Raw genomic sequence first — 26,908 nt, 5'->3', positions numbered from 1 at the left:
ATCCAGTGTACGTGATATGCCGGATGCCGGCAAACCGTGCGCTTACTGGAACAGCGAGGCGAACTGTCCCTTGGCGGGGATCGTGTTGTTGGCGATCACCGTGCCGTTGACGGCGATGGTCGGCGTGCCGATGCCGCTCGACCCGGGCGCGATCGGTGTCTTCTCCGTCATCGAGGCGACGAACTTCTTGTAGGTGCCATCGGTCACGCACGTGTCGATGCCGCTCACACCGACGCCCTTCGCGATCGTCAGGATCTCGTCGTCGGTGAGGCCGGTCGAGTTCTCCTCCGGCTGACCCTTGAACATCGCCTGCATGAAGAGCACCGCGGCATCCGGGTCGGCCTCCGCAACGCAGTACATCGCGTTCGCGGCGCGTGTCGAGTACGCCGTCCCCTGCGAATAGCGGTCGAGGATCGCGATCGGGTGGATGTTGAGGGTGATCGTGCCGTTGTTCACGAGATCGAGGATCTCGTCACCGTACGTCTCCTCGAACTGGTTGCAGATCGGGCACATGAAGTCGATGTAGGTGTCGAGCGTCTGCTCGCCCGACCCCACGACGACGGCACCGGTCTCCTGGTTGACGCCCGACCCGCTCGGCGGCGTCCCGGGGTCGGTCGCGGCGTTGTTCATCCACACCACGAGCGCGATCACGAGCGCCACGACGGCGACGACCGCCACGCTCACCCAGATCGCGAACCAGTTGGTCTTGCCCGCTGCTGCCTGTGCCATCGCTGCCTCTCCTCGTGGCGGCCTCCCGCCGCCCCGGCATCCATTCTCCCTCACGCCCGCCTATGCATCCCCCGTGAACCGCCTCGGGGCTGCCGCCGCGCGGGCCTGGCCGCACGCGGCTGGCCCGGCAGATATGTCCCCTTCTGCCGCCTCCCGCCCTCTCGCGCTGCAGAAGTGGCCACTTCTGTGGCACGAGAGGGTGGGGCATCGACTCCTCCCCAGGGGCGGAGGTGGCGGATCTGTCCACAGATGCCGGGAGGGGCACGTGCCGGGGCGGCGGCATGCGGGAAGGTCGGTCCATGTCACCCGCACCCTCGCCGCTGCCTCCGGGCCTGGGGCGCTCGTTCTCCGTCGCGGAGGCACGGGAGGCCGGGGTGCCGGAGGGGCGGCTTCGGCGGCGCGACCTCGAGGCGCCGTTCTGGGGTGTGCGCACGCGGCGGGCCGTTCGGGGCGCGGCCGTCGACGGCGCCGGCACCGCGCTGGTCGACGGCGCGGCGGCGCGGCATCGCGAACTGATGGATGCCTACGGACGGCGGATGCCGGCGCACGCCTTCTTCACGGGACTGTCTGCCCTGGTCGGGTGGCTCGCCCTTCTGCCCGAGCCCTCTCCCCTCCTCGAGGTCGGGACGCTGCTGCCCCACCGCGCTGCGCGCGGCGTCGGTGTCCACGGACGACAGTTCGCGCCTCACCTCGTCTCCGTGCGGACGCAGGAGGGCATGAGGCTCACCTCACCGGCATCCACGTGGATCCTGCTCGCGCCGACGCTCGCACTGCGCGATCTCGTCGCCGTGGGGTCGCTGCTGATCACGCCGCCGCGTGGCACGGGCGGACGGATCGTCGCCCCGCCCCTCACGAACCTCGACGAGCTGCGCGCAGCCACTGCCGCATCGCCGCGGACCGGCGTGGCGGCGGCACGACGCGCGCTCGAACTCATCCGCCCCGGCGCCCGCAGCCGCACGGAGGTGCACCTGTGGCTCGCGCTCGTCGAGGCGAGCCTGCCCGAGCCGGAGTTCGACGTTCCGGTCTACGACTCAGCGGGCTCGCTCATCGGGATCTTCGACCTCGGCTTTCCGGGTCGCGCGGTGCTCGTCGAGTACCAGGGCGACTACCACCGGCTCTCCCCGGATGCCTGGGCGCGCGACATCGCGAAAAGGCAACGCGCACGCGAGGCGGGCTTCACGGTCGTCGAGATCACGCGGCGAGAGCTGTACCCGGATCCGGCGCTCGCCGTAGCACGCGTCGCGCGTGCGCTCTCCTGAGCCTCGCCTACCCCGCGCGGCGCGATGCCGCCCGCACGCGACAGACGTGTCACGAATCGTCGCTGGGCGCGGGCGCCCCCAGCAGATGTGGCCACTTCTGCGGCCACGCGCGGCCTCAGGCGATCGGGACCGGCACGACGCCGTAGGGGGCGAGGTCCGCGGTGCCGCCGTCGTGCGCGGTGAGCACCCAGATCCCGCCGGCGTGCACGGCCACGGAGTGCTCCCAATGGGCGCCGTCGCTGCCGTCGACCGTCGTGACGGTCCAATCGTCGTCCTCGATGAACGTCGCATCCGAGCCCGACGTCACCATCGGCTCGATCGCGAGGCACAGGCCAGGCTTCACCTCGGCGCCGAGATCCGCGACGCGGTAGTTGAACACCGTCGGCCCCTCGTGCATCTTGCGGCCGATGCCGTGCCCGACGTAGTCGCGCAGGATGCCGTACTCCGCGCCGTCCGCCGCCTCGGTCCGCTCGATGAACCCCTGCACGGCGTCGCCGACCTCACCCACGCGCCGCGCCGACGCGAGCGCGGCGATGCCGGCCCAGAGGGACCCGCGTGTCACCTCGGAGAGACGCTCACGGCGTGCACGCACGTCGGCATCCGCCGTCGCGTCGGCGTCACCGGAGACGACGACCGTGATCGCCGAGTCGCCGTTCCAGCCCTGGTACTGGGCACCGGCGTCGATCGACACGATGTCGCCCGCCTCGAGCACGCGAGGGCCGGGGATGCCGTGCACCACCTGGTCGTTCACCGACACGCACGTCGTGTGCCGATAGCCGCGCACGAGCTGGAAGTTCGACTCCGCACCGCGTGCCACGATGACGGCGGATGCCGCGGCATCCAGCTCCTCCGTCGTGACGCCCGGCGCGATCAGCGCACGCACCGCGTCGAGCGCGGCCGCGGTGATCAGGCCGGGTTCGACCATCGCCCGCAGCTGGGCGGGCGTCTTGTACAGGGAGCGGCGGAAGGGCACGGTCAGGCGACGATGCCGCGCGCCGCGAGGGCCACGATGATGCGCTCGAACACCTCGTCGAGCGTGCCGACGCCATCGATCTCGTCAACGACGCCGCGCTCGCGGTAGACGTCGAGGATCGGCGCGGTCTCGGACTCGTAGATCGACAGGCGCTTCGCGATCGACTCGTCGTTGTCGTCCGCGCGGCCCTGCTCCCGCGCGCGGAGGGCGATGCGGCGGATCGACTCGTCACGCGGGACGCTCAGCTCGATGACGGCCGTGAGCGGCTCGTCGCGCTCGCCCAGGAATGCGTCGAGGTCGCCGACCTGGCCGAGGTTGCGGGGGTACCCGTCGAGGAGGAACCCGCCCGCCGCGTCGTCCTGCGCGAGGCGGTCGCGCACGATCGCGCCGGTCAGCGCGTCGGGCACGAGGTCGCCGGCATCGATGATCGCCTTCACCTCGAGACCGAGCGGCGTGCCGTCCTTGACGTTCGCCCGGAACACATCTCCCGTCGACACGGCCGGGATGCGGAACGCGTCGGCGATCCGCTGCCCCTGAGTGCCCTTGCCCGAGCCCTGCGGGCCGATGATGAGGAGACGGGGTGCGGTCATCGCAGGAGCCCTTCGTAGTGACGCTGCTGGAGCTGCGCGTCGATCTGCTTCACCGTCTCGAGACCCACGCCGACGATGATCAGGATCGAGGCGCCGCCGAACGGGAAGTTGGCGTTGGCGCTGACCGTCGCGAGGGCGATGAGCGGCAACAGGGCGATGAGACCCAGGTAGATCGAGCCCGGCAGCGTGATACGCGTGAGCACGTAGTCGAGGTACTCGGCGGTCGGCCGGCCGGCACGGATGCCGGGGATGAAGCCGCCGTACTTCTTCATGTTGTCGGCGACCTCGACCGGGTTGAACGTGATCGCGACGTAGAAGTAGGTGAACCCGACGATGAGGAGGAAGTACAGCAGCATGTATAGCGGGTGATCGCCCTTCGTCAGGTACGACTGGATCCACGTCACCCAGCCCGGGATGTTGCCATTGGCATCCGGCGTCTGGTTGAACTGCGCGATGAGCGCGGGGATGTACAGCAGCGACGACGCGAAGATGACGGGCACGACGCCGGCCATGTTGACCTTGATCGGGATGTAGGTGTTCGTCCCGCCGAGCGTCCGGCGACCGACCATGCGCTTCGCGTACTGCACCGGGATCCGGCGCTGCGACTGCTCGACGAACACGACGAGCGCGACCACGACGATCGAGACGGCGAGGACCAGGAGGAAGACCTCGAAGCTGCGCGCCTGGGCGATGGCCCACATGGCGGCCGGGAAGGTCGCGGCGATCGAGGTGAAGATGAGGATCGACATGCCGTTGCCGACGCCGCGCTCGGTGACGAGCTCGGCGAACCACATGATGAGGCCCGTGCCGGCGGTCAGCGTGATGATCATGAGCAGCTGCGCCCACCACGCGTCGTTGGTGAGGAGGCTGTTGCAGGACGCGATCGACGTCGTGCCGAAGAGCTGCCCCGACCGCGCGACCGTCACGAGGGTCGTCGACTGCAGGAGCGCCAGCGCGATCGTGAGATAGCGCGTGTACTGCGTGAGCTTGGCCTGGCCGGCCTGGCCCTCCTTGTACAGCGTCTCGAAGTGCGGGATGACGACGCGCAGCAGCTGCACGATGATCGTCGCGGTGATGTACGGCATGACGCCGAGCGCGAAGATCGACAGCTGCAGCAGGGCGCCGCCGGAGAAGAGGTTGACGAGCGAGAGCAGGCCCTCACTGGCCGACCCCGTCTGCTGCAGACAGTCCTGGACGTTCGGATAGCTCACGAACGGCGTCGGGACGTGCGCGCCGAGACGGTAGATGGCGATGATGCCCAGAGTGAAGGCGATCTTCCGCCGGAGATCCGGCGTGCGGAAGACCCGCGCGATGGCGCTGAACAAGGATTTCCTCCAGAGGTGTGGCGGCATCCGGCCGCCTGAGGCAGGGACACCGCCTACCAGAGTACGGCAACAGGGGCCGGAGGACTGTTCTCGACCGAGTCGAGAGACCCTCCGGCCCCTGCCGTGGACTTACTTGATCGAGCCGCCGGCGGCGACGATCTTCTGCTCGGCCGAACCCGAGACCTTGTCGACCGACACGGTCAGCTTGACCGAGATGTCGCCGGTGCCGAGCACCTTGACCTTCTCGTTCTTGCGGACGGCGCCCTTCGCGACGAGATCGCTGACGGTGACGTCACCGCCCTTGGGGTAGAGCTCCGCGAGCTTGTCGAGGTTGACCACCTGGTACTCGACGCGGAACGGGTTCTTGAACCCGCGCAGCTTCGGCGTACGCATGTGGAGGGGCATCTGCCCACCCTCGAAGCCGACCTTGACCTGGTAGCGGGCCTTCGTGCCCTTGGTGCCACGGCCGGCGGTCTTGCCCTTCGAGCCCTCACCGCGACCCACGCGGGTCTTGGCGGTGTTGGCACCCGGGACCGGACGCAGGTGGTGCACCTTCAGGACGCCGGGGCGCGAGACCTCGGCATCCTTCTTGGGGGCAGCCTTCGCAGGGGCCTTCTTCTCCGCAGCCGGCTTCTTCGCAGCAGCAGGCTTCTTCGCGGCGGTCTTCTTCTCGGCGACCTCTTCGGTCACCTTCTCAGCCTTCTCGGCCATCAGTCGATCTCCTCAACCTTCACGAGGTGCGCGACGGTCTTGATGTAGCCGCGCGTCTGCGCGTCATCCGGACGAACGACGGAGTCGTTGATCCGCTTCAGACCGAGCGAACGCAGCGTGTCACGCTGGTTCTGCTTCTCGCTCACCTTGGACTTGACCTGGGTCACCTTGAGACGGGCAGCCATCAGGCACCAACCTTCTGCGCCTTCGCGGCCTCGGCCTCGGCGCGGATCAGACGGGCCGGAGCCACCTGGTCGAAGTCGAGACCACGACGGGCGGCGACGGCGCGGGGCTCCTCGAGGCTCTTCAGAGCCGCGACGGTGGCGTGCACGATGTTGATCGTGTTCGACGAGCCGAGCGACTTCGAGAGGACATCGTGGATGCCGGCGCACTCGAGCACGGCACGGACGGGACCACCGGCGATGACACCGGTACCGGCGGCGGCGGGGCGCAGGAGCACCACACCGGCAGCGGCCTCACCCTGGACGGGGTGGGGGATCGTCGAGCCGGCACGGGGAACGCGGAAGAAGTTGCGCTTGGCCTCTTCGACACCCTTCGAGATGGCGAGAGGGACCTCACGCGCCTTGCCGTAGCCGACGCCCACGAGACCGTTGCCGTCACCCACGACGACGAGCGCCGTGAAGCTGAAGCGGCGACCGCCCTTGACGACCTTCGACACGCGGTTGATTGTGACGACGCGCTCCAGGAACTGGCTCTTGTCGGCGTCGCGCGACCCGCGGTCACCGCGAGTCTGGCTGCGCTCACGACCACCGCGACGCGGCTCGCGCTCGCGCTCCGCGGGAGCCTCGGCAGCGGGCGCCTCAGCGGCAGCCGTGGCCTCAGTGGACACTTCGTTCTCCTTGATCTCGCTCACAGGTTCAGACCTCCCTCGCGGGCGCCTTCGGCGATCGCAGCGACACGGCCCGCGTAGCGGTTGCCACCGCGGTCGAACACGACGTCCGAGACGCCGGCGGCCTTCGCGCGCTCGGCGACGAGCTCGCCGACCTTGCGGGCCTTGGCGGTCTTGTCACCGTCGAACGTGCGCAGGTCGTTCTCGAGCGTGGATGCCGAGGCCACGGTGTGGCCCTTGCTGTCGTCCACGACCTGCACGAAGACGTGGCGGGCCGAACGGGTGACGACCAGACGCGGGCGGACCTCGGTGCCCACGACCTTCTTGCGAAGACGCAGGTGACGACGCGAGCGCGCGACGGACTTTGACGTGACAGCCATGATTACTTACCACTCTTTCCGGCCTTGCGGCGGACGACCTCGCCGGCGTACCGCACACCCTTGCCCTTGTAGGGCTCGGGCTTGCGGATCTTGCGGATGTTGGCCGCGACCTCACCCACTGCCTGCTTGGAGATGCCGCTCACGGTGAGCTTGTTGTTGCCCTCGACGGTCAGCGTGATGCCGGCCGGGGGCTCGATGAGCACCGGGTGCGAGAAGCCGAGCGCGAACTCGACGGCCGCACCCTTCTGCGCGACGCGGTAACCCGTGCCGACGACCTCGAGGCCCTTGGTGTAGCCCTCGGTGACGCCGATGATGTCGTTGTTGATCAGGGTGCGGGTCAGGCCGTGGAGCGAGCGCGACTCGCGCTCGTCGTCGGGGCGGGAGACCAGGACCTGGCCCTCCTCCACCTTGACCTCGATGGGCTTGGCCACGGTGAGCGCGAGCTCGCCCTTGGGGCCCTTGACCGCGACATCCTGGCCGTCGACCGAAACGGTCACGCCGGCGGGGATGGTGATGGGCAGACGTCCGATACGCGACATGTCAGATCACCACACGTAGGCGAGGACTTCCCCACCCACGCCCTTCTGCTCGGCCTGACGGTCGGTGAGAAGACCGGAGGAGGTGGACAGGATCGCGACGCCCAGGCCGCCGAGGACCGTGGGGATCTCGGTCGAGCGTGCGTAGACACGCAGACCCGGCTTCGAGACGCGCTTGATGCCGGCGATCGACCGCTCGCGGTTCGGGCCGTACTTCAGCGTCAGGGTCAGGGTCTGGCCCACACGGGCGTCCGAGACCTCCCAGGAGGAGATGTAGCCCTCCTGCGTGAGGATCTCGGCGATGTTGGTCTTGAGCTTGGAGCTCGGCAGCGCGACGGTGTCGTGGTGCGCCGAGTTCGCGTTGCGCAGACGGGTCAGCATGTCTGCGACCGGGTCTGTCATCGTCATTTCTTGGTTCCTTTGTTCAGTGGTTTCGGATGCCGTTACACGACAGCCGACCTTCTTGAGTGGCGACCACCAGCCGGTGGTCGGGTGTTTCGCCGCGACGCGGCGAAATGTATCGGGATCAGGCCTCTTCGGACTGGAACGGGAAGCCCAGCTGCTTGAGGAGCGAGCGACCCTCGGCATCCGTCTTCGCCGTCGTGACGATCGTGATGTCGAAGCCGCGGACGCGGTCGATCTTGTCCTGGTTGATCTCGTGGAAGACCGACTGCTCCTGCAGACCGAACGTGTAGTTGCCGTTCCCGTCGAACTGCTTCGGCGAGAGGCCACGGAAGTCGCGGATGCGGGGCAGCGCGAGATTCACGAGACGGTCGATGAACTCCCAGGCGCGGTCGCCACGCAGCGTGACGTGCGCACCGATGGCCTGGCCCTCACGCAGCTTGAACTGCGCGATGGACTTGCGGGCCTTCGTGACGATGGGCTTCTGACCCGTGATCTTGGTGAGGTCCTCGACCGCGCCATCGATCACCTTGGAGTCACGAGCGGCCTCGCCGACACCGGTGTTCACGACGACCTTCACGAGACCGGGGATCTGCATGACGTTCGCGTAGCCGAACTCCTCCTGCAGCGCCTTCTTGATCTCGCTCTGGTACTTGGCCTTCAGACGAGGCTGGATTTTGCCAGTCTCGAGGGCAGTGGTGGTGCTCATCAGAGGTCCTTACCGCTCTTCTTCGCGTAGCGCACGCGAACGGTGCGCTTCACGCCGTCCTTCGTCTGCTCCTCGACACGGTGACCGACCTTGGTCGGCTTCTTGCTCGAGGGGTCGACGAGGGCGACGTTGGAGATGTGGATCGGGGCTTCCATCGTCTCGATGCCGCCCGTCTTGGTGCCGCGCTGGGACTGGCCCACGCGGTTGTGCTTCGTGACGTAGTTGACGCCCTCGACGATGACACGGTTCTGCTCGACGAGAACGTCGAGGACCTTGCCCTGCTTGCCGCGGTCGCCGCCCTTGTCCTGCTTCTTGCCAGTGATGACCTGGACCAGGTCACCCTTCTTGATCTTGGCCATGAGGTCAGATCACCTCCGGTGCGAGCGAGACGATCTTCATGAACTTCTTGTCGCGAAGCTCACGACCGACCGGGCCGAAGATACGGGTGCCGCGGGGCTCCCCGTCGTTCTTCAGGATGACGGCGGCGTTCTCGTCGAACTTGATGTAGGAACCGTCGGGACGACGGGTCTGCTTCTTGGTGCGGACGACGACGGCCTTGACGACGTCGCCCTTCTTGACGTTGCCGCCCGGGATCGCGTCCTTGACGGTCGCCACGATGATGTCGCCCAGGCCCGCGTAGCGGCGGTTGGACCCACCGAGGACGCGGATCGTGAGCAGCTCCTTGGCGCCGGTGTTGTCGGCGACCTTGAGGCGGGACTCTGTCTGGATCACTTGGCCTTCTCCAGGATCTCGACCAGACGCCAGCGCTTCGTGGCGCTGAGCGGGCGGGTCTCGTTGATGAGCACGAGGTCGCCGATGCCGGCGGTGTTCGCCTCGTCGTGGGCCTTGACCTTCGACGTGCGGCGGATGACCTTGCCGTAGAGCGGGTGCTTCACGCGGTCCTCGACCTCGACGACGATCGTCTTGTCCATCTTGTCGCTGACGACGTAGCCACGACGCGACTTGCGGTACCCGCGAGCCTCGGCGTCGCGGACGTCGTGCGCCGCGTGCTCGTGACCTTCGACGACTGCTTCTTCAGTCTTCTTGGTGGCCATCACTCAGCCTCTTCCTTCGCAGCGGCGTCGTCGGCGGCATCCGCCTTCTTCGTCGCCTTCTTCTTCGCCTTGGGTGCAACCTCGGCGGGAGCGGGCGTGGCACGGATGCCGAGCTCGCGCTCACGGATCACGGTGTAGAGCCGCGCGATGTCGCGCTTGACCGCACGGATGCGGCCGTGGCTGTCGAGCTGGCCGGTGGCCGACTGGAAGCGCAGGTTGAACAGCTCCTCCTTGGCCTTGCGCAGCTCCTCGACGAGGCGCTGGTCCTCGAACGTGTCGAGCTCGCTCGGTGCGAGCGTCTTGGTTCCGACGGCCATTACGCGTCGCCCTCCTCGCGCTTGATGATGCGTGCCTTCAGCGGCAGCTTGTGAATTGCCCGGGTGAGGGCCTCGCGGGCGAGTTCCTCGTTGACACCGGCGACCTCGAAGAGGACGCGGCCGGGCTTGACGTTCGCGACCCACCACTCCGGCGAACCCTTACCGGAACCCATGCGGGTTTCGGCCGGCTTCTTCGTGAGCGGACGGTCGGGGTAGATGTTGATCCACACCTTGCCGCCACGCTTGATGTGACGCGTCATCGCGATACGAGCGGACTCGATCTGACGGTTGGTCACGTAAGCGGGCGTCAGGGCCTGGATGCCGAACTCACCGAACGACACCTTCGTGCCACCGGTGGCAGCGCCGGAGCGACCCGGGTGGTGCTGCTTGCGGTACTTGACCTTGCGGGGAATAAGCATCAGGCAGACGCTCCTTCTGCGACGGGGGCCTCGTTGCGGGGGCCACGACGACGGTCGCCACCGCGGTCATCGCGACCGCGCGGGGGCTTGGGGGCGTTGGCCTGCTCGCGAGCGAGCTCCTTGGCCGTGAGGTCGCCCTTGTAGATCCAGACCTTCACGCCGATGCGGCCGAAGGTGGTCTTGGCCTCGTAGAAGCCGTAGTCGATGTTCGCGCGCAGCGTGTGCAGGGGCACACGACCGTCGCGGTAGAACTCCGAGCGGCTCATCTCGGCGCCGCCGAGGCGACCGGAGACCTGGATGCGGATGCCCTTGGCACCGGCGCGCTGGGCGCCCTGCAGACCCTTGCGCATCGCGCGGCGGAACGCCACACGAGCGGAGAGCTGCTCGGCGATGCCCTGCGCGACCAGCTGAGCATCGGCCTCGGGGTTCTTGACCTCGAGGATGTTCAGCTGGATCTGCTTGCCGGTGAGCTTCTCGAGGTCGGCACGGATGCGCTCGGCCTCGGCGCCGCGGCGACCGATCACGATGCCCGGACGGGCGGTGTGGATGTCGACACGGACGCGGTCACGCGTGCGCTCGATCTCGATGCCGGACACACCGGCGCGGTCGAGCTGCGTCTGCAGGAGCTTGCGGATCTTGATGTCCTCGGCCACGTAGTCGGCGTAACGCTGGCCCGGCTTGGTCGAGTCGGAGAACCAACGCGACACGTGGTCCGTGGTGATGCCGAGGCGGAAGCCGTACGGGTTGACCTTCTGTCCCATTACTTGCTCGCCTTCTTGGTCGTGGCACCGGCCGTCTCGGCGACCGCGGGGGTCGCGAGCTCGACGGTGATGTGGCTCGTGCGCTTCTTGATCTGGAAGGCGCGACCCTGTGCGCGGGGCTGGAAACGCTTGAGCGTCGTGCCCTCGTCGACGTACGCGTTGCGCACGTACAGGTCCTGCTCGTCCAGGTACTCGCCGTCACGGTCGGCCTTCACTCGCGCGTTGGCGACCGCGGACTCGACGAGCTTGTAGATCGGCTCGCTGGCGCTCTGCGGGGCGAACTTCAGGATGGCGAGAGCCTCCTGAGCCTGCTTGCCCTTGATGAGCGCGACGACACGACGAGCCTTCTGAGGGGTCACGCGAATGTGCTTGACGCGTGCGATGGAATCCACCATGTCTCTCCTCCTCTGTCCTCTCTGGAACGCCCCCGCGTCAGCGGCGGCGGCCCTTCTTGTCGTCCTTCACGTGGCCGCGGAAGGTGCGGGTGGGCGCGAACTCGCCCAGCTTGTGGCCGACCATCGTCTCGGACACGAACACGGGGATGTGCTTGCGTCCGTCGTGCACCGCGATGGTGTGTCCCAGCATGGCGGGGATGATCATCGAACGGCGCGACCAGGTCTTGATGACGTTCTTGGTACCGGCTTCGTTCTGCGAGGCGACCTTGCGGAGCAGGTGCTCGTCGACGAAGGGGCCCTTCTTCAGGCTGCGAGGCATCTTCCTCTACTCCTACTTGCGCTTCTTGCCGGCGTTGCGACGACGGACGATGTACTTGTCGCTTTCCTTGTTGGCGTGGCGGGTGCGACCCTCAGCCTGGCCCCAAGGAGTGACGGGGTGACGACCACCGGAGGTCTTACCCTCACCACCACCGTGCGGGTGGTCGACCGGGTTCATCGCGACACCGCGGACGGTCGGGCGGACGCCCTTCCACCGCATACGGCCGGCCTTGCCCCAGTTGATGTTCGACTGCTCGGCGTTGCCGACCTCGCCGATCGTGGCGCGGCAGCGCGCGTCGACGTTGCGGATCTCACCCGAGGGCAGGCGCAGCTGCGCGTAGGGTCCGTCCTTGGCGACGAGACGCACCGAGACACCCGCCGAACGCGCCAGCTTCGCGCCGCCGCCGGGGCGGAGCTCGATCGCGTGGATGACGGTACCGGTGGGGATGTTCTTCAGCGGCAGGTTGTTGCCCGGCTTGATGTCCGCGCTCGCACCCGACTCGACGATGTCGCCCTGCGCCAGCTTGTTCGGCGCGAGGATGTAGCGCTTCTCGCCGTCGAAGTAGTGCAGCAGCGCGATGCGCGCGGTGCGGTTGGGGTCGTACTCGATGTGCGCGACCTTGGCGTTGACGCCGTCCTTGTCATTGCGACGGAAGTCGATGACGCGGTACTGACGCTTGTGACCGCCACCGATGTGACGCGTCGTGATGCGGCCCTGGTTGTTGCGGCCACCGGTCTTCGACAGCGGGCGCAGCAGCGACTTCTCGGGCGTCGATCGCGTGATCTCGGCGAAGTCGGCCACCGACGAACCGCGACGACCGGGGGTCGTGGGCTTGTACTTGCGAATAGCCATGTTCTCTAGTCCTCTATCCCAGCGGTCAGCCGACGGCCGTGAAGATGTCGATGGTGCCCGACTTCAGCGTGACGATGGCGCGCTTGGTGTCCTTGCGCTTGCCGATGCCGAAGCGGGTGCGACGGGCCTTGCCGACGCGGTTGAGCGTGTTGACCGAGGCGACCTTGACGCCGAAGATCTTCTCGATGGCGAGCTTGATCTCGGTCTTCGAGGCGCGGGGGTCCACGAGGAACGTGTACTTGCCCTCGTCGATGAGCCCGTAGCTCTTCTCCGAGACGACCGGCTTCAGGATGATGTCGCGCGGGTCCTTGTTCAGGGCGATGTTCGCGGTCATGCCGAGACCTCCTCGGTGGCGGCAGCCTTGGCATCCGACTTCGCGGCGACGAAGGTGTCGTAGGCGGCCTTGGTGAAGACGATGTCGTCGGAGACGAGCACGTCGTAGGCGTTGAGCTGGCCGACCTCGAGCACGTGGACGTAGCCGAGGTTGCGGACGCTCTTGAGGGTCAGCTCGTCGTCGCGGCCGATGACCACGAGGACGTTCTTCACGGCGCCGAGGGTCGACAGCACGGATGCCGCGGCCTTCGTCGACGGCGCACCGTCGATGCCGAAGGAGTCGACGACGTGGAGGCGTCCGCCGCGAGCACGGTCGCTGAGCGCGCCCAGGAGCGCGGCGGCGATCATCTTCTTGGGGGTGCGCTGCGAGTAGTCGCGCGGCTTCGGGCCGTGCACGATGCCACCGCCGGTCATATGCGGCGCGCGGATCGAGCCCTGACGGGCGTTACCCGTGCCCTTCTGCTTGAAGGGCTTGCGGCCGGCACCGGAGACCTCACCGCGACGCTTGGTCGAGTGGGTGCCCTGGCGAGCCGCCGCGAGCTGCGCGACGACGACCTGGTGGATGAGGGGGATGTTCGTCTTGACGTCGAAGATGGCGGCGGGCAGCTCCACGGAGCCGACCTTCTTGCCGTCGGCCTTCAGGACGTCGAGCGCGAGAGTCGAGTCAGCCATGATCAGGCACCCTTCACTGCGTTGCGGACGTAGACGATGCGGCCGCGCGCGCCGGGGACGGCGCCCTTGACGAGCAGCAGACCCTTCTCGGCATCGACGGCGTGCACCGTGAGGTTGAGGACGGTCACGCGCTCGCCACCCATACGGCCGGCCATGCGCATGCCCTTGAAGACGCGGCTCGGCGTCGACGACGCGCCGATCGAACCGGGCTTGCGGTGGTTGCGGTGCGCACCGTGCGAGGCGGAGACGCCCTTGAAGTTGTGGCGCTTCATGACACCCGCGGTGCCCTTGCCCTTGCTGGTGCCGACGACGTCGACCAGCTGGCCGGCCTCGAAGGTGCCGTCCACGGTGAGCTCCTGACCGAGTGAGTAGTCAGCGGCATCCGCGGTGCGCACCTCGGTGAGGTGACGGCGAGGGGTCACACCCGCGGCCTCGAAGTGGGCCGTGAGGGGCTTGTTGACCTTGCGGGGGTCGATCTGGCCGTACGCGATCTGGACGGCCTTGTAGCCGTCGCGCTCGGGGGTACGCACCTGCGTGACGACGTTGGGCGCGACCTCGATCACGGTGACGGGAACGAGCTTGCCGTTCTCGTCCCAGACCTGGGTCATGCCCAGCTTGGTGCCGAGCAGGCCCTTGGAAACCTTTTCGTTGATGTGTGCCATGACCGGGACCTCAGAGCTTGATCTCGATGTTGACGTCGGCCGGGAGGTCGAGACGCATCAGCGAGTCGACGGCCTTGGGCGTCGGGTCGATGATGTCGATGAGGCGCTTGTGGGTGCGCATCTCGAAGTGCTCGCGGCTGTCCTTGTACTTGTGGGGCGACCGGATGACGCACACGACGTTCTTCTCGGTCGGAAGGGGCACGGGGCCCACGACCGTGGCGCCCGCGCGGGTCACCGTGTCGACGATCTTGCGCGCCGACGTGTCGATGACCTCGTGGTCATACGACTTCAGGCGAATGCGGATCTTCTGTCCCGCCATTGTCTGCTCACTCTCTTTCTCGCGTCGTACCTCGGGGGCATTGGACGCACATGGCACAGGGATCTGCGCCGGGCACTACTCTTTCGAGGCGCACCACTGTTCTGATGTCAGGCCCGATCGCCGCGCGCACGCGCACGGATCCCTGTTCGGGAGGGGATCGGATTGTGTCGTTCTGCTGCCCGCGGCCTAGGCTCTCGCCGGAATCCCGTGGATTCCCGCCGACCTATGCACTGCCCTGGCAGTGATCCCGCACGCCGCGCGTCTTGACGTCGCGCGCACGCAGGAATGTGGAACCTGACTAGTCTACGTGTCGCCCGGGCGTGTCGCAAACTCGGGCGTGTCGCGCCGCCCTCCCACCCGGGGGTGTCTTCGTTTCACCCGAAGGTGCACTCGTTCGGCGCGAAGGTGCACTCGTTCGGCGTGAAGGTGCACTCGTTCGGCGTGAAGGTGCACTCACACCCGCCAACGAGGCTTCCACCCCTGCGCAACGAGCACTCCCCAGAAGACTTCGGCGTCGGCGGACTCATCCCATCCCCAGTGCATCCCCCGCCACCCCGTCGCTCGCTCGACCGCACGACGACGATGCGCCTGATCCTCCGAGACCTGGAACGGCGTACGCCCCGACGCCATCGCGGGATCGAACCTCTTGACCTCGCCGTCGAACTCGCCGAACATCCGCAGTTCCGGCCAGGAGAAGTCCGGGACGTAGATCCCCTCGGCGGTCTCAACCGGCACTTGGAGATCCGGAATCGGCAGGCGCGCCTCCCACATGCGCGCCAGCGACCGACTCTCGCCGGGTGATTCGACCCGACCGTCCGCGAGCTCCAACACGAGGCGGGCGTTGTGGATGCCACGGCTGCCGGCCGCGGCATCCACACGCTCGGCGACCTGTGCGCGCAGTTGCGCCTCGGCGGCGCGGTCCACCTCTGCCCGGCCCGCGCTCCCGGCGCGACACTGGTGCAATCCGGCGCACAAGGCGGCGAGCGCAGGCTCGAATCGCAACCTGCGAACGAGATCGAACAGAGTGCGGTCGAGCGAGGTGACCCAGAGCCCATCTCGGACCGTGACATCACGCGCGCGGAGTGGGATCTTGTGCCGCACGACGTCGCGGTGCGTCTTCGACGGGTTGTCGCTGAAGGGAGTGGTGTGCACGCGGCTGGCGTCGACACCGACCAGCGGGATGTCGTGAAAGGCCGCCGCGGTGATGTCGGAGAACGCGAAGCACTCGCCGCGAGCGAGAGCTGCGACGGCGTGTGCGCGCATCCGTTGACGCGTCTCGTCGTGGGCGAGCCCCCACGGCGTGGTCGCGACCGCGGCGCCGTATCGCAAGGGACTCGCTCCTCCCCGTGGGCGGCTGAGCGTACGGTGCGGGTAGACATGCCGCGCCTCAGTGTGCGATTCCATGACACCGATGGTGGGATGCCGCGACCTCCGGTAGAGACGCCGACGCGAGATCGGTGGACAGACTCGCAGATCGGCGCGCTGTGGAGAAGACGATGCGAGTGCACCCCGGATCCGGAACGAATGCACCCTCGGCGCAAACGAATGCACCCCCGGCGCAAACGAGTGCACCCCCGGCGGGAACGAGTGCACTCCCGGCGGGAACGAATGCACCCTCGGCGGAGGGGGGGGTGGGAGGAGCGGGCCTTGGGGAAAACCCGCCCCTCCCACGGGGTGGCGCGCCGGTTAGAGCGTGCCGGTCTCGCGGCGGCGTCGGGCCACGACGACCACGACTCCGGTGCCGACCACGACCGCGGCCAGCGCGACCCAGAGCACCCAGAGCGCGGACGTCCCACCCGTCGCCGGCAGCAGCGACACGAGGACCACCGCGTCGTCGGCATCCCGGCCGGTGTCCTCGGGGTCACCGAAGGTGTAGTAGTCCACGACACCCACGTTGGTGATCGCCCCGACCGGTGCCGTCTTGCTGATCGTCGCGTGCAGCGTGATCGTGGGCGCGGCGTCACCCGGCTGCCCGCTCGGCTGGAGCGGACCGAACAGGGTGCACGTGAGCTGGCCGCCGTAGCCGGAGCCGTCCTGCCCTGTGATGGTGCAGGCGTTCCAGTTCGGGAACACGCTCGCGTCGCCCTTGCCCGGCCAGGTGATGTCGTTCACCTTGACCGTCGACGGGATCGCGTCGGTGACGACCACGCCGTCGGCGGCGCTGTCATCGCTCGTGTTCGCGACGGCCAGCGTGTAGCTGAACGGGTCACCCGGCATCGCCTTCTGTGTGGATGCCGTCTTCGTGATCTCGACCGTGGTGTGCCGCGCCTGGTAGCAGTCCTCGCTGGCGGACGGGTAGACCACCGTCGTCGACAGCGACGGGTTCACCGAGAAGGTCACCGTGCTCGGCTCGCGCCAGGCGTAGTCGAGCGTGCTCGGATCGAGGATGAGCCCGTTGTACACGTACTCCGCCTGCTGCGCGGGCGTCATGACCGTCGAGGTCCCCGGCAGGTAGTACTGCGTCGGGTTCGAACCCGGAACGAGGTCCCCGGCCGCGAGCGGGCGCCAGCCCGGGTAGTCGATCGCGATGCCGCTCGGCGTGAACGCAGCCCCGGGCCACGTCGTCGACCCGGTCCACTGGAGCGTGCCGCCGGCCTGCGACAGCTCGACATCCGCCGGCGTCGTCGACGGCCCACCGGACGTCGGCAGCCAGCTCATCTCGATCGGCAGGCTCTGCAGCGTCTGCGACTTGCGGACGGTCCAGTTCAGCACCGCCGCATCGCTCTGACAGGTGGTCCAGACGGATGCCGTGATGTCGCGCACCGGGATCTCGTGGGTCGCGCAGTCGGGGGTGCCGTCTTCCGCGGAGTCCACGCAGGCCTCGTTCTGGAGCGACTCGACGGGCGCGCCGGCCTCAGTGCCGCTCCCCACCGGAGCGGGCTGGAACTCGACGGTGATCCGGACGTCCACCGACTGCCCGACTCCGAGGGAGGCGATCGTGAGATCGACGTCGCGTCCGACGTAGCCCGGCGCCGGGCCCCACGTGACCCCGCCGGAGACCGTCAGCCCCTGGATGTCCAGGCGTGCGTTCAGGTCGTGGTCGGTCACGTGCACGTCGGTCGCGGCACGCGTGCCGTCGTTCGTCACGGTCAGGACGTAGTCGAACGTGTCGCCCGGCTCGACACTCACCTGTTCGCCAGGGAGGTCCGCCGTCTTCGCGATCGTGACCTCATCCCAGTCCACGGTGCCGCAGGCGCGATCGGAGGAGGTGTTCTCGCCGATCGAGAGCTGCACCTCGTTCCAGATCGCGATCCCCGTGCCGCCCTCGCGACACGGAGTGGCCTCGGACGGCCGCTGCGTGACGTCGATGTCGGCCCAGATGCGGTAGGTGTGCGTCACCGCACCCTCGCCGCGCTCCTCCGCGGTGAACTGGGCGCCGGAGACGACGTTCCACTCCCCCGTGCCGTTCCACGTCGCTTGATCGATCGTGAGATCGTCCGGCGCGACCGCGACCGCGTGCCACGTGCCGACCAGCACCGTGCCGCTCGGCAGCGCATCGGGCTGCTCGGTCAGGCTGTAGCCGAGGTTCGACACGGGGTCGCCCGCGACCGGCGCGGGCGCCGTGACCGTCACGAGGTAGCTCACCCGCTGCGATCCGTCGGCATTGTCGGTCGTCGCCTGAGCGGACTTCTCGATCGTCGGCAGCTGCGGCTCGGCGCAGTCGAAGGCGTTGCTCTCCTTGCCGCCCGACGTCATGAGGGCCGTGTTGAGGAAGCCGCCCGCCTCGGGGCCGCCCTCCCCGCGGATGCAGGCGAGAGTGTCGCCCGACACCGCGGCGGGGGTGACGGTCGCCTCCACGGTCACCGTGTAGGTGTGCGTCGCGCCGGAGGCGATGACCTCTCCCGTCGCGAGCGTCGCCTCACCGTCGGTGAAGGTGCCGCTGTGGCGTCCCGTGAACGTCGCGGAGTCGACCGTGATGCCGGCGCCGTAGTCGAGCGTGTCGGTGAGGTCGTACTTCGCCGACAGGCCCTTTTCGTTCGCGGCGAGGCTCGCCGTGACGTCGTACGTGATCGTCCACTGGCCGGTCGTGGCATCCTGCGTCACTCCCGTGACCGTCTTGCTGACCGTCGGGTATACGCGATCCACGAGCGGGATGCAGTCCTGGCCGGTCTGCTCGACGCCGCCGAAGTCGAGCGTGGCGGTGTTGAACAGGCCGTGGCCGGGTTCACCCGTGCACTCGAGGTTCGCCGGGTCGAACTCGCTCGTCCGCTCGACCGTCCACGTGACCAGCCAGGTGTGCTTCTCGTTCGCCGCGATCGCGACGCCGTCCGCGAACACGTCACCGGATGCGATGTCGATCGCCTCGCCCGGCGTCGGCAGCTGCTGCGTCGCCGTTCCGGAGAGGATGTCGAGCCCCACTGCGAACTCCGGGGTGTCCGAGAGGTCGTAGAAGCCCGGCGAGGTGCCCCCCGTCACCGTGATGAGGTAGGTGACGTCGTACTGGTCGGGGTCGTCGCTGTGCTGCGTGACGCTCTGCGCCTGCTTCACGATCTTCGGGAAGCCGGGCGTCGAGCAGTCGTGCGCCGTCTGCGACGCACCCGCGGCCGTGACGGTCGCCATGTTCAGGAACCCGCCGGCGCCCGGCTCGTCGCCGGTGTCGCACGTGAGCGTGTCGCCGGCGAACGCCGCCTGATCGATCGTCGCGTAGGCCGTCACCGTGTAGGTGTCGGTCGTGTTCTTCGCGATCACGCGGTCGGTCGCGAGCTGCGCCGTCGTCGAGGACCCGAACGACCCACTCGATCCGCCCGGACCGGTCCAGCCCGAGTCCGCCGTGAGGACGTCGATGTCGCCGCCGAACGTCAGCGTGTCGCTGAGCGAGTAGGTCGCGGCGAGGTTCGCGTCTCCGGTGACCTTCACGTCGTACGTGACCTCCCAGCGGCCGTCGCTCTGCAGCGCGGTCGAGGTGACCGTCTTCGCGACCTTCACCGTCGGCACGGGGATCGTGACACAGGCGTCGTCGGTCGTCGAACCGATCCCGTTCGTCACCGTCGCGCTGTTGGACAGACCCCCCGGGCCCTCCTGCTGGCAGGTGAGGGAGGCAGGGACGGCGCTCGCGAGCACCTTGTAGGTCGCCACCACCTTGTAGGTGTGGGTCGCACCCGGCGTGATGTAGCCCGCACCGAGATCGCCCGTACCCGACCACGTGCCGACTGCCGTCGCGGTGTCGGCCTGCGTGCCGCCCGCGATGGTCGGCGGGGCGATCGCCCATGGACCCTGCTGCTGCGCGCCGGCGGGCACGGATGCCGCGACGTCGCCGAGCGTGTAGGCCAGAGCGATCTTCGCCGGGTCGTCGTTGCGCACCGTCACGGTGTAGGTGACGCTCCAGAGCCCGGTCGCCGGATCCTGGACGGCCGCGCCGGTCTTCACGACCGACGGCTTGACGGGAACGCCGCAGGAGTCGGCCGAGACCGTGCCGCCGAGGTACGTCGCCGTGACCGTGTTGTAGAAGCCGCCCGAGCCGCTCTTGCCGTCCTGCGCCTCGGTGCAGGTGGTCGCCGTCTTCTCGTTGAAGTCCGAGCCGGTCTTCGCCTCCACCACGACACGGTAGTTCCAGACGACCGGAGTGCCCACCGGGGCGACCTCGTCGCCGGGGATCCCGCCGACCCAGCCCTGCGACACGATCGTGAAGCTCGTATCGGGCTTCGGCGTGTCGACGAGGGTGTACGGCGCGGGCACCGTGCCGCCGTTGGTGACGGTGATCTGGTAGTCGATCTGCCAGTTGCCGTCCGTCAGCTGCTGGATCTGCGACGTCGACTTCGCGACCGTCACCGGAGCGAAGGTGAAGGGCGTGCAGTCCTCGTCATCCTGGTGTCCCAGGCCGTTCGTGACCGAGGCCGCGTTCCAGATGCCCGTCCGACCCTCGCCGCTCGTGCAGCGGAGCAGGTCGAGGTCCGTGCCCGCGGCGATCTTCACCGCAGCGGTCACGGTGTAGACGTGGGTCTTGCCCGCCGGCAGGGTACCGGTGGCGAAGTCTCCGCCGCTCCAGGGCGAGACGAGCGTCGCTGTGCCGCCGTTCAGGGCTGCGGGTCCCGCGACCGCCCACGGCGTCGAGAGCGTGACACCGGTCGGCAGGCTCGCCGGAGGCGTGTCGGATGCCGTGTACGCGAGCGGGATCGACGAACCGTTCGTGACCGTCACGGTGTAGCTCAGCTGCCACGCGCCGCCCGTGTAGGTCGCCGCGGCGGCCGTCTTGGTGACGGTCGGCGTCGCCGGAACGCCGCAGCCCGCGTCGGACGCGGTGCCGCCCGGGAAGGTCACCGTCGCGACGTTGTAGAACCCGCCGCCGGGCGTCTCCCCCGTGTCGGTGCAGCGCAGCGCCGTGGCGAGCTGCTCGGGAGTGGCGTCCTCGGCATCCGCCGTCGCGGTGACGTGGTACGTCCACGTCACGGTCTGGCTCGGCGCCAGCGTGCCGCTCGCCGTGGCGACGGGGGCGCCGCCGCCGGACGGCGTCCACGGGGTCGCCGGAACGGTCACGTCGAACAGCGGGTCGAACTGCGGCGTGTCGCCGAGGCTGTAGCTCGCCGACGCGGTCGCGCTCTCGTTCGTCACGCTCACCTGGTACGTCAGGTCCCACACGCCGCCCGCGAGCTGCGCGACAGTCGCGTCGGACTTGACGATGCTCACCTTCGGCGGGGTCACGCTCGTGCAGGCGCTCGAGTCGTTGCCGCCGACGCCGTTGGTGACGGATGCCGTGTTCCAGAACCCCTTCGTCGGCGCAGTCTGGGAGCAGACCAGATCGGCGGGGTTCACCGCGGTGCCGAGCGTGACCGTCGTCGTCACGGTGTAGACGTGCGTCGCACCGTTCGGGATGAGTCCTGTCGCGAGCTCGGTGTGGCCCGCGCCGCCGGTCCAGCCGGCCGTGAGCGCGCCGCTGCCTCCGCCCGTGATCGTCGGACCGGTCGCGGTCCAGCCGGACCCGGTGACGTTCGCGGGGAGCGCGGCCGGCGTGTCGGACGCGGTGTAGGCGAGCGTCGTGCCCGAGGTGTTGCTCACCGTGACTGTGTAGGTCAGCTTCCATTGCGTCGCCGAGACCTGCATGGCCTGCTGGGCCGTCTTCGCGACGGTCGGGGTGCCGGGCGCCGAGCAGGCGACGTCGTTCGCCGTGCCGCCGGGGAACGTGATGACCGCCTTGTTGGAGAAGGCCCCCGTCTCCTGCGGGCTGCAGGTGAGCTGCGGGTTCGGCACCGCGCTGTCGAACGACGCGATGATCCGGTAGGTGTACGACTGCGTCGCCCCGCCCGCGATCGGGGTGTTCGGGGTCGGAGCCGTGCCCCACGCGCCGCTGACGACGGTGAAGCCCGTGCCCAGCTGCGGCAGATCGGTGAGGGTGTAGACGGTCGCGACGGTCGGGTCGGTGTTCGTCACCGCGATCGAGTAGTCGATCTGCCACGTGCCGTCGGCGAGCTGCTGCGTCGCCGTCACGGACTTGGCGACGACGACCGGCGGCGTCTTCACCGTCGTGCATGCCGTCTGGTCACGCGTGACGGCACCCGATGTGACCGTGGCGGTGTTCTTCATGCCGCCCCCGGCCTCGCAGGAGCCGAGCGCGACCGCCGCGGCGGACGGCACGAGCTTCGCGCTCACCGTGTACGCGTAGGAAGTGCTCGCCGGCAGCGATCCGGTGTAGATCGTGCCGGTCAGTCCGGGCGGATAGGTGCTCGAGCCCGGGGCGGGCGCCGAACCGACCGCCGTGACCTGCCACGACGCCGGGACGAACGACCAGCCCGACGGGGCCGCGGGGAACGCATCCGTGAGCGTCACCTGCAGAGGACCGCTCCCGGGGTTGGCCGCGGTCACCGTGTAGGAGAGATTCCACGAGGCATCCGCGTTCTGCGACGGCGCCGAGGCCGTCTTCGTCACGGTCGGGAACCAGGGCTGGGCGCAGGCATCCACGGTCGTCGGCGTGCCGTCGGCGGTCATCGTGGCGGTGTTGCGGAACGCGCGGGTCGGCGACGTCGACGTGCAGACGCTCGTCGCCGCCGTCGAGGCGGCGTTCGAGACGGTCGCCGTGACCGTCACCGTGTACGTCGCGGTCGCCCCGGCCGAGAGCGCGCCGGCGCCGTTGAGCACCTGCGATCCCGTGAGCGACGTGAAGGTCCCGCTGGTGGGGCCCGTCCAGCTCGCGGCGGTCGCCGTGATGCCGGCGCCGAGCTGCAGCTGGTCGGCGAGCGTGTAGAAGTAGGTCGACGTCGTCGACGTGTTCTTCACGACGATGTCGTACGCGATCTCCCACGATCCGTTCCCGAGCTGCTTCGGCCAACCGGACTTCACCGTCTTGGTGATCGTGGCGGTCGCGGGGACGGCGGTGTTGGTGATCTCGCACGTCACATCGGTGCCGACGACGGGCTTCACCGTCGTCGCGCTCGCCATCGGGAACGGCGTCTGCGTGCCGGTGATGCGGCAGGTCCAGGTACCCGCGTCGTAGCCCGACGGGCCGCCATTCTCGTCGAGCGTGTACGTCGCGCCGCCCTTGACGGGGCCGCTGATCGAGGCCGTCGTGCCCGTCGCCGGCGTGCTCGTGCCGCTCACCGAGGGGTTCCCGGCGCTCGTCGCCGACAGTGCCCAGGCGCTCGCGTTGGCCGAACCCACGCCGCTCTTGTTGTCGACGTTCTTCACGAGCGTGAGCTTCGGTGCCGAGTCGGTGTTCGTGAACTGGCAGACGACCGTCGCACCGTCGGCGATGACGATCTGCTTCGTGGCGAGGTAGTCCGTGAATGTCCCCCCGTCGACCGAGCACGCGAGGCCGGTCAGCGAGTAGCCCGCGGGGCCCCCGGCCGCCTCGTTCAGGTTGTAGGTGCCCGACGCGATGTACTTCGCCTCGCCGGTGTCGAACGAGAGCGTCGCGCCGCCCGCCGGCGTCGCCTGCAGCTTCTGGTTCCAGTCGGTCGGGCCCGCCGTGCCGCCGTTGGGCGACGAGACGATCTTCACGAGCGTGAGGCTCGTCCGCTGAGCGGTGTTGGTGACCGTGAACGCGACGGGCGTCTGCGCAGAGGTCACCGTGGCGTTCGCGGGGGTGACCACGGGCGTCTTCCACGAGTACGACGGGTTGGCGGGACCGAAGATCGAGTTCGACGGCGCGTTCTCCGTGACGACGCAGGACGAGGTCAGCGGGATCTGCGCGACGGGGCCCGTGTAGGTCGTCAGCCCGGCGATGCCCGTCGTGTAGGTGATGCTCCAGGTGCCGCCCGCGTCGTCGGAGGTCCCGGTCGGGTAGTCGCAGCTCCACGTGCCGGTGAAGGTGCCGCTCAGCAGCAGCGGCGCGACGCCCGCGAGCTGCTTGGTCACGGTGAGCGATCCGTAGACGCGCTTGGTCTTGTTGGTGATGTTGAGGATCGCCGTCTGACCGTTCGCGATCGTGACGGAGGTCGGGTTCACGGTTCCCGTGACATCCCACGCATACGAGGTATCGACCAGCCCGCCGGTCGGCGTCGTCTCCGTGACGGTGCACGAGCGCCCCACGGGGATGTTCGGGATGGTCACCGGCGTGGTCGTCGTCAACGTCGAGAACTGACCGGTGTTCCCCGTGCCGCAGTCATAATTGCCGGCGAAGGTCTTCCCCGCGACGACTCCCCCTGCCCCGCCGATCGTCTTGGTGATCTGCAGCGTGCCGAAGTTCTGCTGCGGGGTGTTCGTCACGGTGAACGATGCCGGAGCGCCGGCCGCGACGCTCGCGGTGGCCGGGTCGATCGTCGGCGTCTTCCACGAGTACGAGGGGTCGAGGAACAGGCTGTTCGACGGCGTGTTCTCGGTGACCGAGCACACCGAGGTCAGCGGGATCGTCGACAGGCTGCCGGTCGTGGCGGTCAGGGTCGCCGCGCCGACGCCCGTGACGGTCCACGTACCGGATGCCACGACGGTGCCCGCGGGGTAGGCGCACGACCATGTGCCGCTGAAGCCGGCACCGGCGGTGAGCATGCTCGTGCTGAAGCCGTTCGCCAGCTTCTTGGTGATCTGGAGCGTGCCGTAGTTGCGCTTGGTGACGTTGGTGACACTGAACGACTTCGTCGTGTTGGTCACGATCGTCTGCGCGCCGCTGGGCGCCACGACGCCGGAACTCGCCGTCACCCACGAGAACGAGGCGTCGATGAGCTTCGCCTGCGTGAGCTGCGAGGTGTCCTCGGTGACGGTGCAGGAGCGCCCGTTCGGGATGTTGTTCACCGTGACCGGCGCGGCGGTCGTCACGTTCACCGTGCCGGTGAAGCCCGTTCCGCAGTTGTAGCCGATCGCGAACGGGGTCGTCGCGAGGACACCACCCCCGGTGACGATCTTGGAGATCTGCAGCGAGCCGACCAGCGGAGAGTTCGTGAAGGTGCAGACCATCGACGCGCCCGCGCCGGGGCTCGTGACCGAGATGGTCGTGCCGGTGCCGCTGCCGCCGCCGCCCGTGCAGCTCCAGGTGGTGGTGTACGCGCCGAGATCCGTGCCGGCCGGCGCCGTCTCGGTGACGGTCAGCGCCGTGCCCGCGGGCACGGGCACGGGGCCGATCTGCTGGGACTGGATGCCGGTGCTCGTGCCGGTCGTGGTCGCGGTCGCGACCGTCGTGGACCCGTTCTTGAGCGTCATCGTGAACTGGTCGGTCGGTGCTGCACGACCGACGACGTTCTTCTGCACCGTGAAGGTGGCCGGCGAGTTGCAGCTCGCGAGGTCGGTGCTGTTCGACAGCGACGAGGTGGGCGTCGAGAGCTCCGCCCACGTCGTGGGGTCGAACTTCTTCACCGTCGAGCCGTTGCCGAGGAAGACGGTGCCGTCGGTGTTGAAGGCGATGCCGTTGACCGAGGAGAAGTTGGAGAGAGTGAGCTGCGTCGTCTCCGAATGGTTCATCTCGCCGCCCGGGCTCGCCAGCGCGGCCGCCAGGGTCGCAGCGGTGACGCTGTAGATGTTGATGCTGCTGCCGCTGCGCACGACGTACAGGTTGCCTGCGGAGTCGAACGCGATGTCGCCGTTCGCGGAGGAGCTCCCTCCGAGGCCCGTGTCGAAGTACCCCACGTAGACGATCGCGTTGGTCGCGGGGTTGAAGTCGTACAGGCGGAAGACCAGGTCACCGCCCATGTTGTGGTACCCGCCGAACAGGTAGTGGCCGGTGGCGAGGTTCATGGCGCCGGCGACGAGCGAATTGGAGTTCCCCGTCGTGTAGGCCGTGCCCGAGATCGACTCCCATGTGTTCGTCGCCGGGGTGTACCGGAGGATCGAGGTGACGTTCTGCGCGTTGTCTCCGCCGCGGTCGTACGCATAGGCGACGGTGCCGTTCGCTCCGATCGCGAGGCCGTTCGCCTCACTGATATTGCTCCAGCTGCCGATATCGGTCACCGTCGTGCCTGAGATCTGCCGGACGGTCCCGCCGCTCGACACGGAGTACAGAGTGTTCGCCTGGCAGAGCAGCGACGGGCCCGCCGCGAGCGGGGCGGGGGCGGCGAGAGGCGCGACGAGGGAGCGCGCCTGCGGCGCGGTCGTGGTGGTCGGCGACGGCGAGGGCGCGGGGCTGTCGGTCGTCGTCGGCTCCGGAGCGGGGTCCGACGGGGGCGTCGTCGCCTCCTCGCTCGGCGGGGTCGCCTGCGTGTCCGTCGCCGGCGGCGTGGCATCCTGTGCCGTCTGCGTGTCGCTCGGCGATGGCGACGCGGTGTCGTCGGCCATCGCGGGCGAGAGCCCGGCGAACACGAGCGCCGCCGACAGCGCGGTGGCAATGCCGCCCGCATACCAGCGATGCCTCAGGACCAGCCTGCGCTCTCGCTGCTCACGCAGGCGGCGCGCGCGCTGCGCCTTCCGCGACGAAGAGTCCCCAAAACCGTCACGAGCAGTGCCCATGTTCCCCACGACCTGTCACTGAACGAGCGGACTCCCACAGTCCACTCGGGTGAACGAACCCCCACAGTCCGTCCAGTCAGCGGCACCCCCCGGCGCCTGCCCGACCGCTTCTGACGCTAGGTCAGGGTCGCAGGCGCGTCAAGATAACTGTTTTCCGCACTCGCCGGCCGTGCTCTCACCCGGACACGACGAAGGGGTGGATGCCGCGGCATCCACCCCTTCGCGATCCGTGCGTCTACTCGTTGCCGATCGACTTGTCGATCGAGTCGCGGACGCCGTCGACCTGGGCATCGACCGAGTCGGGTGCGATCTTCTTCACGAAGTCGGCCGCGGCGTCGAGCACGTTGTCGCTGACCTGCTCGGCCTGATCCGAGTGCAGCGTCTCCGCGATCTTCTCCTTGTTCTGCTCCAGGAACTCCTTGCCCTGATTGACCAGATCCTCGATGCCCATGGGCTCCCCTTTCGGCGTGGTGGTGATCACATCATGGCGTGACACGACGGCGAACGGAAGATGCAGAACGCCCCCGTGAGCCGAAGC

28 protein-coding genes are annotated in these 26,908 nt (G+C 68.5%); 1 reads left to right on the top strand and 27 read right to left on the bottom strand.

Features of this window, described 5'->3' with window-relative positions:
* Window positions 1-42 precede the first annotated feature (42 nt).
* A complete protein-coding gene (locus tag J0I43_RS10360) occupies window positions 43-729 on the bottom strand; it encodes a thioredoxin domain-containing protein (RefSeq protein WP_292862996.1) in 687 nt (228 codons plus the stop codon).
* Window positions 730-1,028: 299 nt separating this feature from the next.
* On the opposite strand from J0I43_RS10360, the gene J0I43_RS10355 reads away from it, so the two are divergent.
* Window positions 1,029-1,988 (top strand): hypothetical protein, encoded by a 960-nt coding sequence (locus J0I43_RS10355; RefSeq protein ID WP_292862993.1) that lies wholly within the window; start codon window positions 1,029-1,031, stop codon window positions 1,986-1,988.
* A 115-nt stretch (window positions 1,989-2,103) separates the two neighbouring features.
* On the opposite strand, the gene map is transcribed toward J0I43_RS10355, so the two are convergent.
* The 26 genes from map to J0I43_RS10225 all read right to left on the bottom strand — a co-directional run bounded on the left by map (window position 2,104) and on the right by J0I43_RS10225 (window position 26,821).
* Window positions 2,104-2,961 carry a type I methionyl aminopeptidase gene (map, locus tag J0I43_RS10350; RefSeq protein ID WP_292862990.1) on the bottom strand — a complete coding sequence of 286 codons (858 nt, stop codon included), beginning with the start codon at window positions 2,959-2,961 and terminating at the stop codon, window positions 2,104-2,106.
* 2 nt (window positions 2,962-2,963) lie between these two features.
* Window positions 2,964-3,551, bottom strand: a complete 588-nt coding sequence (locus J0I43_RS10345; protein ID WP_292862986.1) for an adenylate kinase — start codon at window positions 3,549-3,551, stop codon at window positions 2,964-2,966.
* The gene (gene secY, locus J0I43_RS10340; protein ID WP_292862983.1) at window positions 3,548-4,876 is read right to left on the bottom strand and encodes a preprotein translocase subunit SecY; all 1,329 of its coding nucleotides are present in this window, start codon (window positions 4,874-4,876) and stop codon (window positions 3,548-3,550) included. The genes J0I43_RS10345 and secY overlap by 4 nt, the downstream gene beginning before the upstream one ends.
* 129 nt (window positions 4,877-5,005) lie before the next feature.
* Window positions 5,006-5,587: a 50S ribosomal protein L15 gene (gene rplO / locus J0I43_RS10335; protein WP_292862981.1), complete on the bottom strand. Its 582-nt coding sequence runs from the start codon at window positions 5,585-5,587 to the stop codon at window positions 5,006-5,008.
* Entirely contained in the window at window positions 5,587-5,772 is a 186-nt protein-coding gene (rpmD, locus tag J0I43_RS10330; protein ID WP_020098644.1) for a 50S ribosomal protein L30, read from the bottom strand. The genes rplO and rpmD overlap by 1 nt, the downstream gene beginning before the upstream one ends.
* Window positions 5,772-6,461, bottom strand: a complete 690-nt coding sequence (rpsE, locus tag J0I43_RS10325; RefSeq protein ID WP_292862976.1) for a 30S ribosomal protein S5 — start codon at window positions 6,459-6,461, stop codon at window positions 5,772-5,774. The genes rpmD and rpsE overlap by 1 nt, the downstream gene beginning before the upstream one ends.
* Complete coding sequence (gene rplR, locus J0I43_RS10320; protein WP_292862973.1) at window positions 6,458-6,817, bottom strand: 50S ribosomal protein L18; 360 nt, start codon at window positions 6,815-6,817, stop codon at window positions 6,458-6,460. The genes rpsE and rplR overlap by 4 nt, the downstream gene beginning before the upstream one ends.
* A 2-nt stretch (window positions 6,818-6,819) precedes the next feature.
* Window positions 6,820-7,356, bottom strand: coding sequence for a 50S ribosomal protein L6 (gene rplF, locus J0I43_RS10315; RefSeq protein WP_292862971.1), 537 nt, complete (start codon window positions 7,354-7,356; stop codon window positions 6,820-6,822).
* Window positions 7,357-7,362: 6 nt separating this feature from the next.
* Complete coding sequence (gene rpsH / locus J0I43_RS10310) at window positions 7,363-7,761, bottom strand: 30S ribosomal protein S8 (RefSeq protein WP_292862968.1); 399 nt, start codon at window positions 7,759-7,761, stop codon at window positions 7,363-7,365.
* Window positions 7,762-7,879: 118 nt separating this feature from the next.
* The gene (rplE, locus tag J0I43_RS10305) at window positions 7,880-8,464 is read right to left on the bottom strand and encodes a 50S ribosomal protein L5 (RefSeq protein ID WP_292862965.1); all 585 of its coding nucleotides are present in this window, start codon (window positions 8,462-8,464) and stop codon (window positions 7,880-7,882) included.
* Window positions 8,464-8,823, bottom strand: a complete 360-nt coding sequence (rplX, locus tag J0I43_RS10300; protein WP_292862962.1) for a 50S ribosomal protein L24 — start codon at window positions 8,821-8,823, stop codon at window positions 8,464-8,466. The genes rplE and rplX overlap by 1 nt, the downstream gene beginning before the upstream one ends.
* Window positions 8,824-8,827: 4 nt before the next feature.
* A complete protein-coding gene (gene rplN, locus J0I43_RS10295; protein ID WP_121060515.1) occupies window positions 8,828-9,196 on the bottom strand; it encodes a 50S ribosomal protein L14 in 369 nt (122 codons plus the stop codon).
* Window positions 9,193-9,519: a 30S ribosomal protein S17 gene (gene rpsQ / locus J0I43_RS10290; RefSeq protein ID WP_292862956.1), complete on the bottom strand. Its 327-nt coding sequence runs from the start codon at window positions 9,517-9,519 to the stop codon at window positions 9,193-9,195. Before rpsQ ends, rplN begins: the two co-directional genes overlap by 4 nt.
* Window positions 9,519-9,836: a 50S ribosomal protein L29 gene (rpmC, locus tag J0I43_RS10285; RefSeq protein ID WP_292862953.1), complete on the bottom strand. Its 318-nt coding sequence runs from the start codon at window positions 9,834-9,836 to the stop codon at window positions 9,519-9,521. The genes rpsQ and rpmC overlap by 1 nt, the downstream gene beginning before the upstream one ends.
* The gene (gene rplP, locus J0I43_RS10280) at window positions 9,836-10,255 is read right to left on the bottom strand and encodes a 50S ribosomal protein L16 (protein WP_215486825.1); all 420 of its coding nucleotides are present in this window, start codon (window positions 10,253-10,255) and stop codon (window positions 9,836-9,838) included. Before rplP ends, rpmC begins: the two co-directional genes overlap by 1 nt.
* Window positions 10,255-11,016 (bottom strand): 30S ribosomal protein S3, encoded by a 762-nt coding sequence (rpsC, locus tag J0I43_RS10275; RefSeq protein ID WP_292862949.1) that lies wholly within the window; start codon window positions 11,014-11,016, stop codon window positions 10,255-10,257. Before rpsC ends, rplP begins: the two co-directional genes overlap by 1 nt.
* Entirely contained in the window at window positions 11,016-11,411 is a 396-nt protein-coding gene (rplV, locus tag J0I43_RS10270) for a 50S ribosomal protein L22 (RefSeq protein ID WP_292862946.1), read from the bottom strand. Before rplV ends, rpsC begins: the two co-directional genes overlap by 1 nt.
* A 37-nt stretch (window positions 11,412-11,448) precedes the next feature.
* Window positions 11,449-11,730, bottom strand: coding sequence for a 30S ribosomal protein S19 (gene rpsS, locus J0I43_RS10265; protein WP_204962799.1), 282 nt, complete (start codon window positions 11,728-11,730; stop codon window positions 11,449-11,451).
* A 12-nt stretch (window positions 11,731-11,742) separates the two neighbouring features.
* A complete protein-coding gene (gene rplB, locus J0I43_RS10260; RefSeq protein WP_292862942.1) occupies window positions 11,743-12,582 on the bottom strand; it encodes a 50S ribosomal protein L2 in 840 nt (279 codons plus the stop codon).
* Window positions 12,583-12,607: 25 nt separating this feature from the next.
* Window positions 12,608-12,916, bottom strand: a complete 309-nt coding sequence (rplW, locus tag J0I43_RS10255; RefSeq protein ID WP_292862939.1) for a 50S ribosomal protein L23 — start codon at window positions 12,914-12,916, stop codon at window positions 12,608-12,610.
* Window positions 12,913-13,587 (bottom strand): 50S ribosomal protein L4, encoded by a 675-nt coding sequence (rplD, locus tag J0I43_RS10250; protein WP_292862936.1) that lies wholly within the window; start codon window positions 13,585-13,587, stop codon window positions 12,913-12,915. The genes rplW and rplD overlap by 4 nt, the downstream gene beginning before the upstream one ends.
* A 2-nt stretch (window positions 13,588-13,589) precedes the next feature.
* Window positions 13,590-14,249, bottom strand: coding sequence for a 50S ribosomal protein L3 (rplC, locus tag J0I43_RS10245; protein ID WP_292862933.1), 660 nt, complete (start codon window positions 14,247-14,249; stop codon window positions 13,590-13,592).
* A 10-nt stretch (window positions 14,250-14,259) separates the two neighbouring features.
* Window positions 14,260-14,568 (bottom strand): 30S ribosomal protein S10, encoded by a 309-nt coding sequence (gene rpsJ, locus J0I43_RS10240; protein WP_005050520.1) that lies wholly within the window; start codon window positions 14,566-14,568, stop codon window positions 14,260-14,262.
* A gap of 453 nt (window positions 14,569-15,021) precedes the next feature.
* Window positions 15,022-15,897: a hypothetical protein gene (locus J0I43_RS10235; protein ID WP_292862930.1), complete on the bottom strand. Its 876-nt coding sequence runs from the start codon at window positions 15,895-15,897 to the stop codon at window positions 15,022-15,024.
* Between the two features lie 357 nt (window positions 15,898-16,254).
* Complete coding sequence (locus tag J0I43_RS10230; RefSeq protein ID WP_292862927.1) at window positions 16,255-26,370, bottom strand: DUF5979 domain-containing protein; 10,116 nt, start codon at window positions 26,368-26,370, stop codon at window positions 16,255-16,257.
* 235 nt (window positions 26,371-26,605) lie between these two features.
* On the bottom strand, window positions 26,606-26,821 hold the full coding sequence (locus tag J0I43_RS10225) for a hypothetical protein (protein ID WP_292862924.1): 216 nt from the start codon (window positions 26,819-26,821) through the stop codon (window positions 26,606-26,608).
* Window positions 26,822-26,908 lie beyond the last annotated feature (87 nt).

The organism is Microbacterium sp., from assembly GCF_017305435.1.
Classification (GTDB): Bacteria; Actinomycetota; Actinomycetes; order Actinomycetales; family Microbacteriaceae; genus Microbacterium.
The sequence above is the reverse complement of the archived record's forward strand: the minus strand, read 5'-3'. Positions and strand labels throughout refer to the sequence as shown.

Coding starts and splice junctions, on each gene's coding strand:
- J0I43_RS10360 (WP_292862996.1), bottom strand. CDS start 729: ATGGCACAGGCAGCAGCGGGCAAGACCAACTGGTTCGCGATCTGGGTG.
- J0I43_RS10355 (WP_292862993.1), top strand. CDS start 1,029: ATGTCACCCGCACCCTCGCCGCTGCCTCCGGGCCTGGGGCGCTCGTTC.
- J0I43_RS10345 (WP_292862986.1), bottom strand. CDS start 3,551: ATGACCGCACCCCGTCTCCTCATCATCGGCCCGCAGGGCTCGGGCAAG.
- rplO (WP_292862981.1), bottom strand. CDS start 5,587: ATGGCCGAGAAGGCTGAGAAGGTGACCGAAGAGGTCGCCGAGAAGAAG.
- rpmD (WP_020098644.1), bottom strand. CDS start 5,772: ATGGCTGCCCGTCTCAAGGTGACCCAGGTCAAGTCCAAGGTGAGCGAG.
- rplR (WP_292862973.1), bottom strand. CDS start 6,817: ATGGCTGTCACGTCAAAGTCCGTCGCGCGCTCGCGTCGTCACCTGCGT.
- rplF (WP_292862971.1), bottom strand. CDS start 7,356: ATGTCGCGTATCGGACGTCTGCCCATCACCATCCCCGCCGGCGTGACC.
- rpsH (WP_292862968.1), bottom strand. CDS start 7,761: ATGACGATGACAGACCCGGTCGCAGACATGCTGACCCGTCTGCGCAAC.
- rplE (WP_292862965.1), bottom strand. CDS start 8,464: ATGAGCACCACCACTGCCCTCGAGACTGGCAAAATCCAGCCTCGTCTG.
- rplX (WP_292862962.1), bottom strand. CDS start 8,823: ATGGCCAAGATCAAGAAGGGTGACCTGGTCCAGGTCATCACTGGCAAG.
- rpsQ (WP_292862956.1), bottom strand. CDS start 9,519: ATGGCCACCAAGAAGACTGAAGAAGCAGTCGTCGAAGGTCACGAGCAC.
- rpmC (WP_292862953.1), bottom strand. CDS start 9,836: ATGGCCGTCGGAACCAAGACGCTCGCACCGAGCGAGCTCGACACGTTC.
- rplP (WP_215486825.1), bottom strand. CDS start 10,255: ATGCTTATTCCCCGCAAGGTCAAGTACCGCAAGCAGCACCACCCGGGT.
- rpsC (WP_292862949.1), bottom strand. CDS start 11,016: ATGGGACAGAAGGTCAACCCGTACGGCTTCCGCCTCGGCATCACCACG.
- rplV (WP_292862946.1), bottom strand. CDS start 11,411: ATGGTGGATTCCATCGCACGCGTCAAGCACATTCGCGTGACCCCTCAG.
- rpsS (WP_204962799.1), bottom strand. CDS start 11,730: ATGCCTCGCAGCCTGAAGAAGGGCCCCTTCGTCGACGAGCACCTGCTC.
- rplB (WP_292862942.1), bottom strand. CDS start 12,582: ATGGCTATTCGCAAGTACAAGCCCACGACCCCCGGTCGTCGCGGTTCG.
- rplW (WP_292862939.1), bottom strand. CDS start 12,916: ATGACCGCGAACATCGCCCTGAACAAGGACCCGCGCGACATCATCCTG.
- rplD (WP_292862936.1), bottom strand. CDS start 13,587: ATGGCTGACTCGACTCTCGCGCTCGACGTCCTGAAGGCCGACGGCAAG.
- rplC (WP_292862933.1), bottom strand. CDS start 14,249: ATGGCACACATCAACGAAAAGGTTTCCAAGGGCCTGCTCGGCACCAAG.
- rpsJ (WP_005050520.1), bottom strand. CDS start 14,568: ATGGCGGGACAGAAGATCCGCATTCGCCTGAAGTCGTATGACCACGAG.
- J0I43_RS10230 (WP_292862927.1), bottom strand. CDS start 26,370: ATGGGCACTGCTCGTGACGGTTTTGGGGACTCTTCGTCGCGGAAGGCG.
- J0I43_RS10225 (WP_292862924.1), bottom strand. CDS start 26,821: ATGGGCATCGAGGATCTGGTCAATCAGGGCAAGGAGTTCCTGGAGCAG.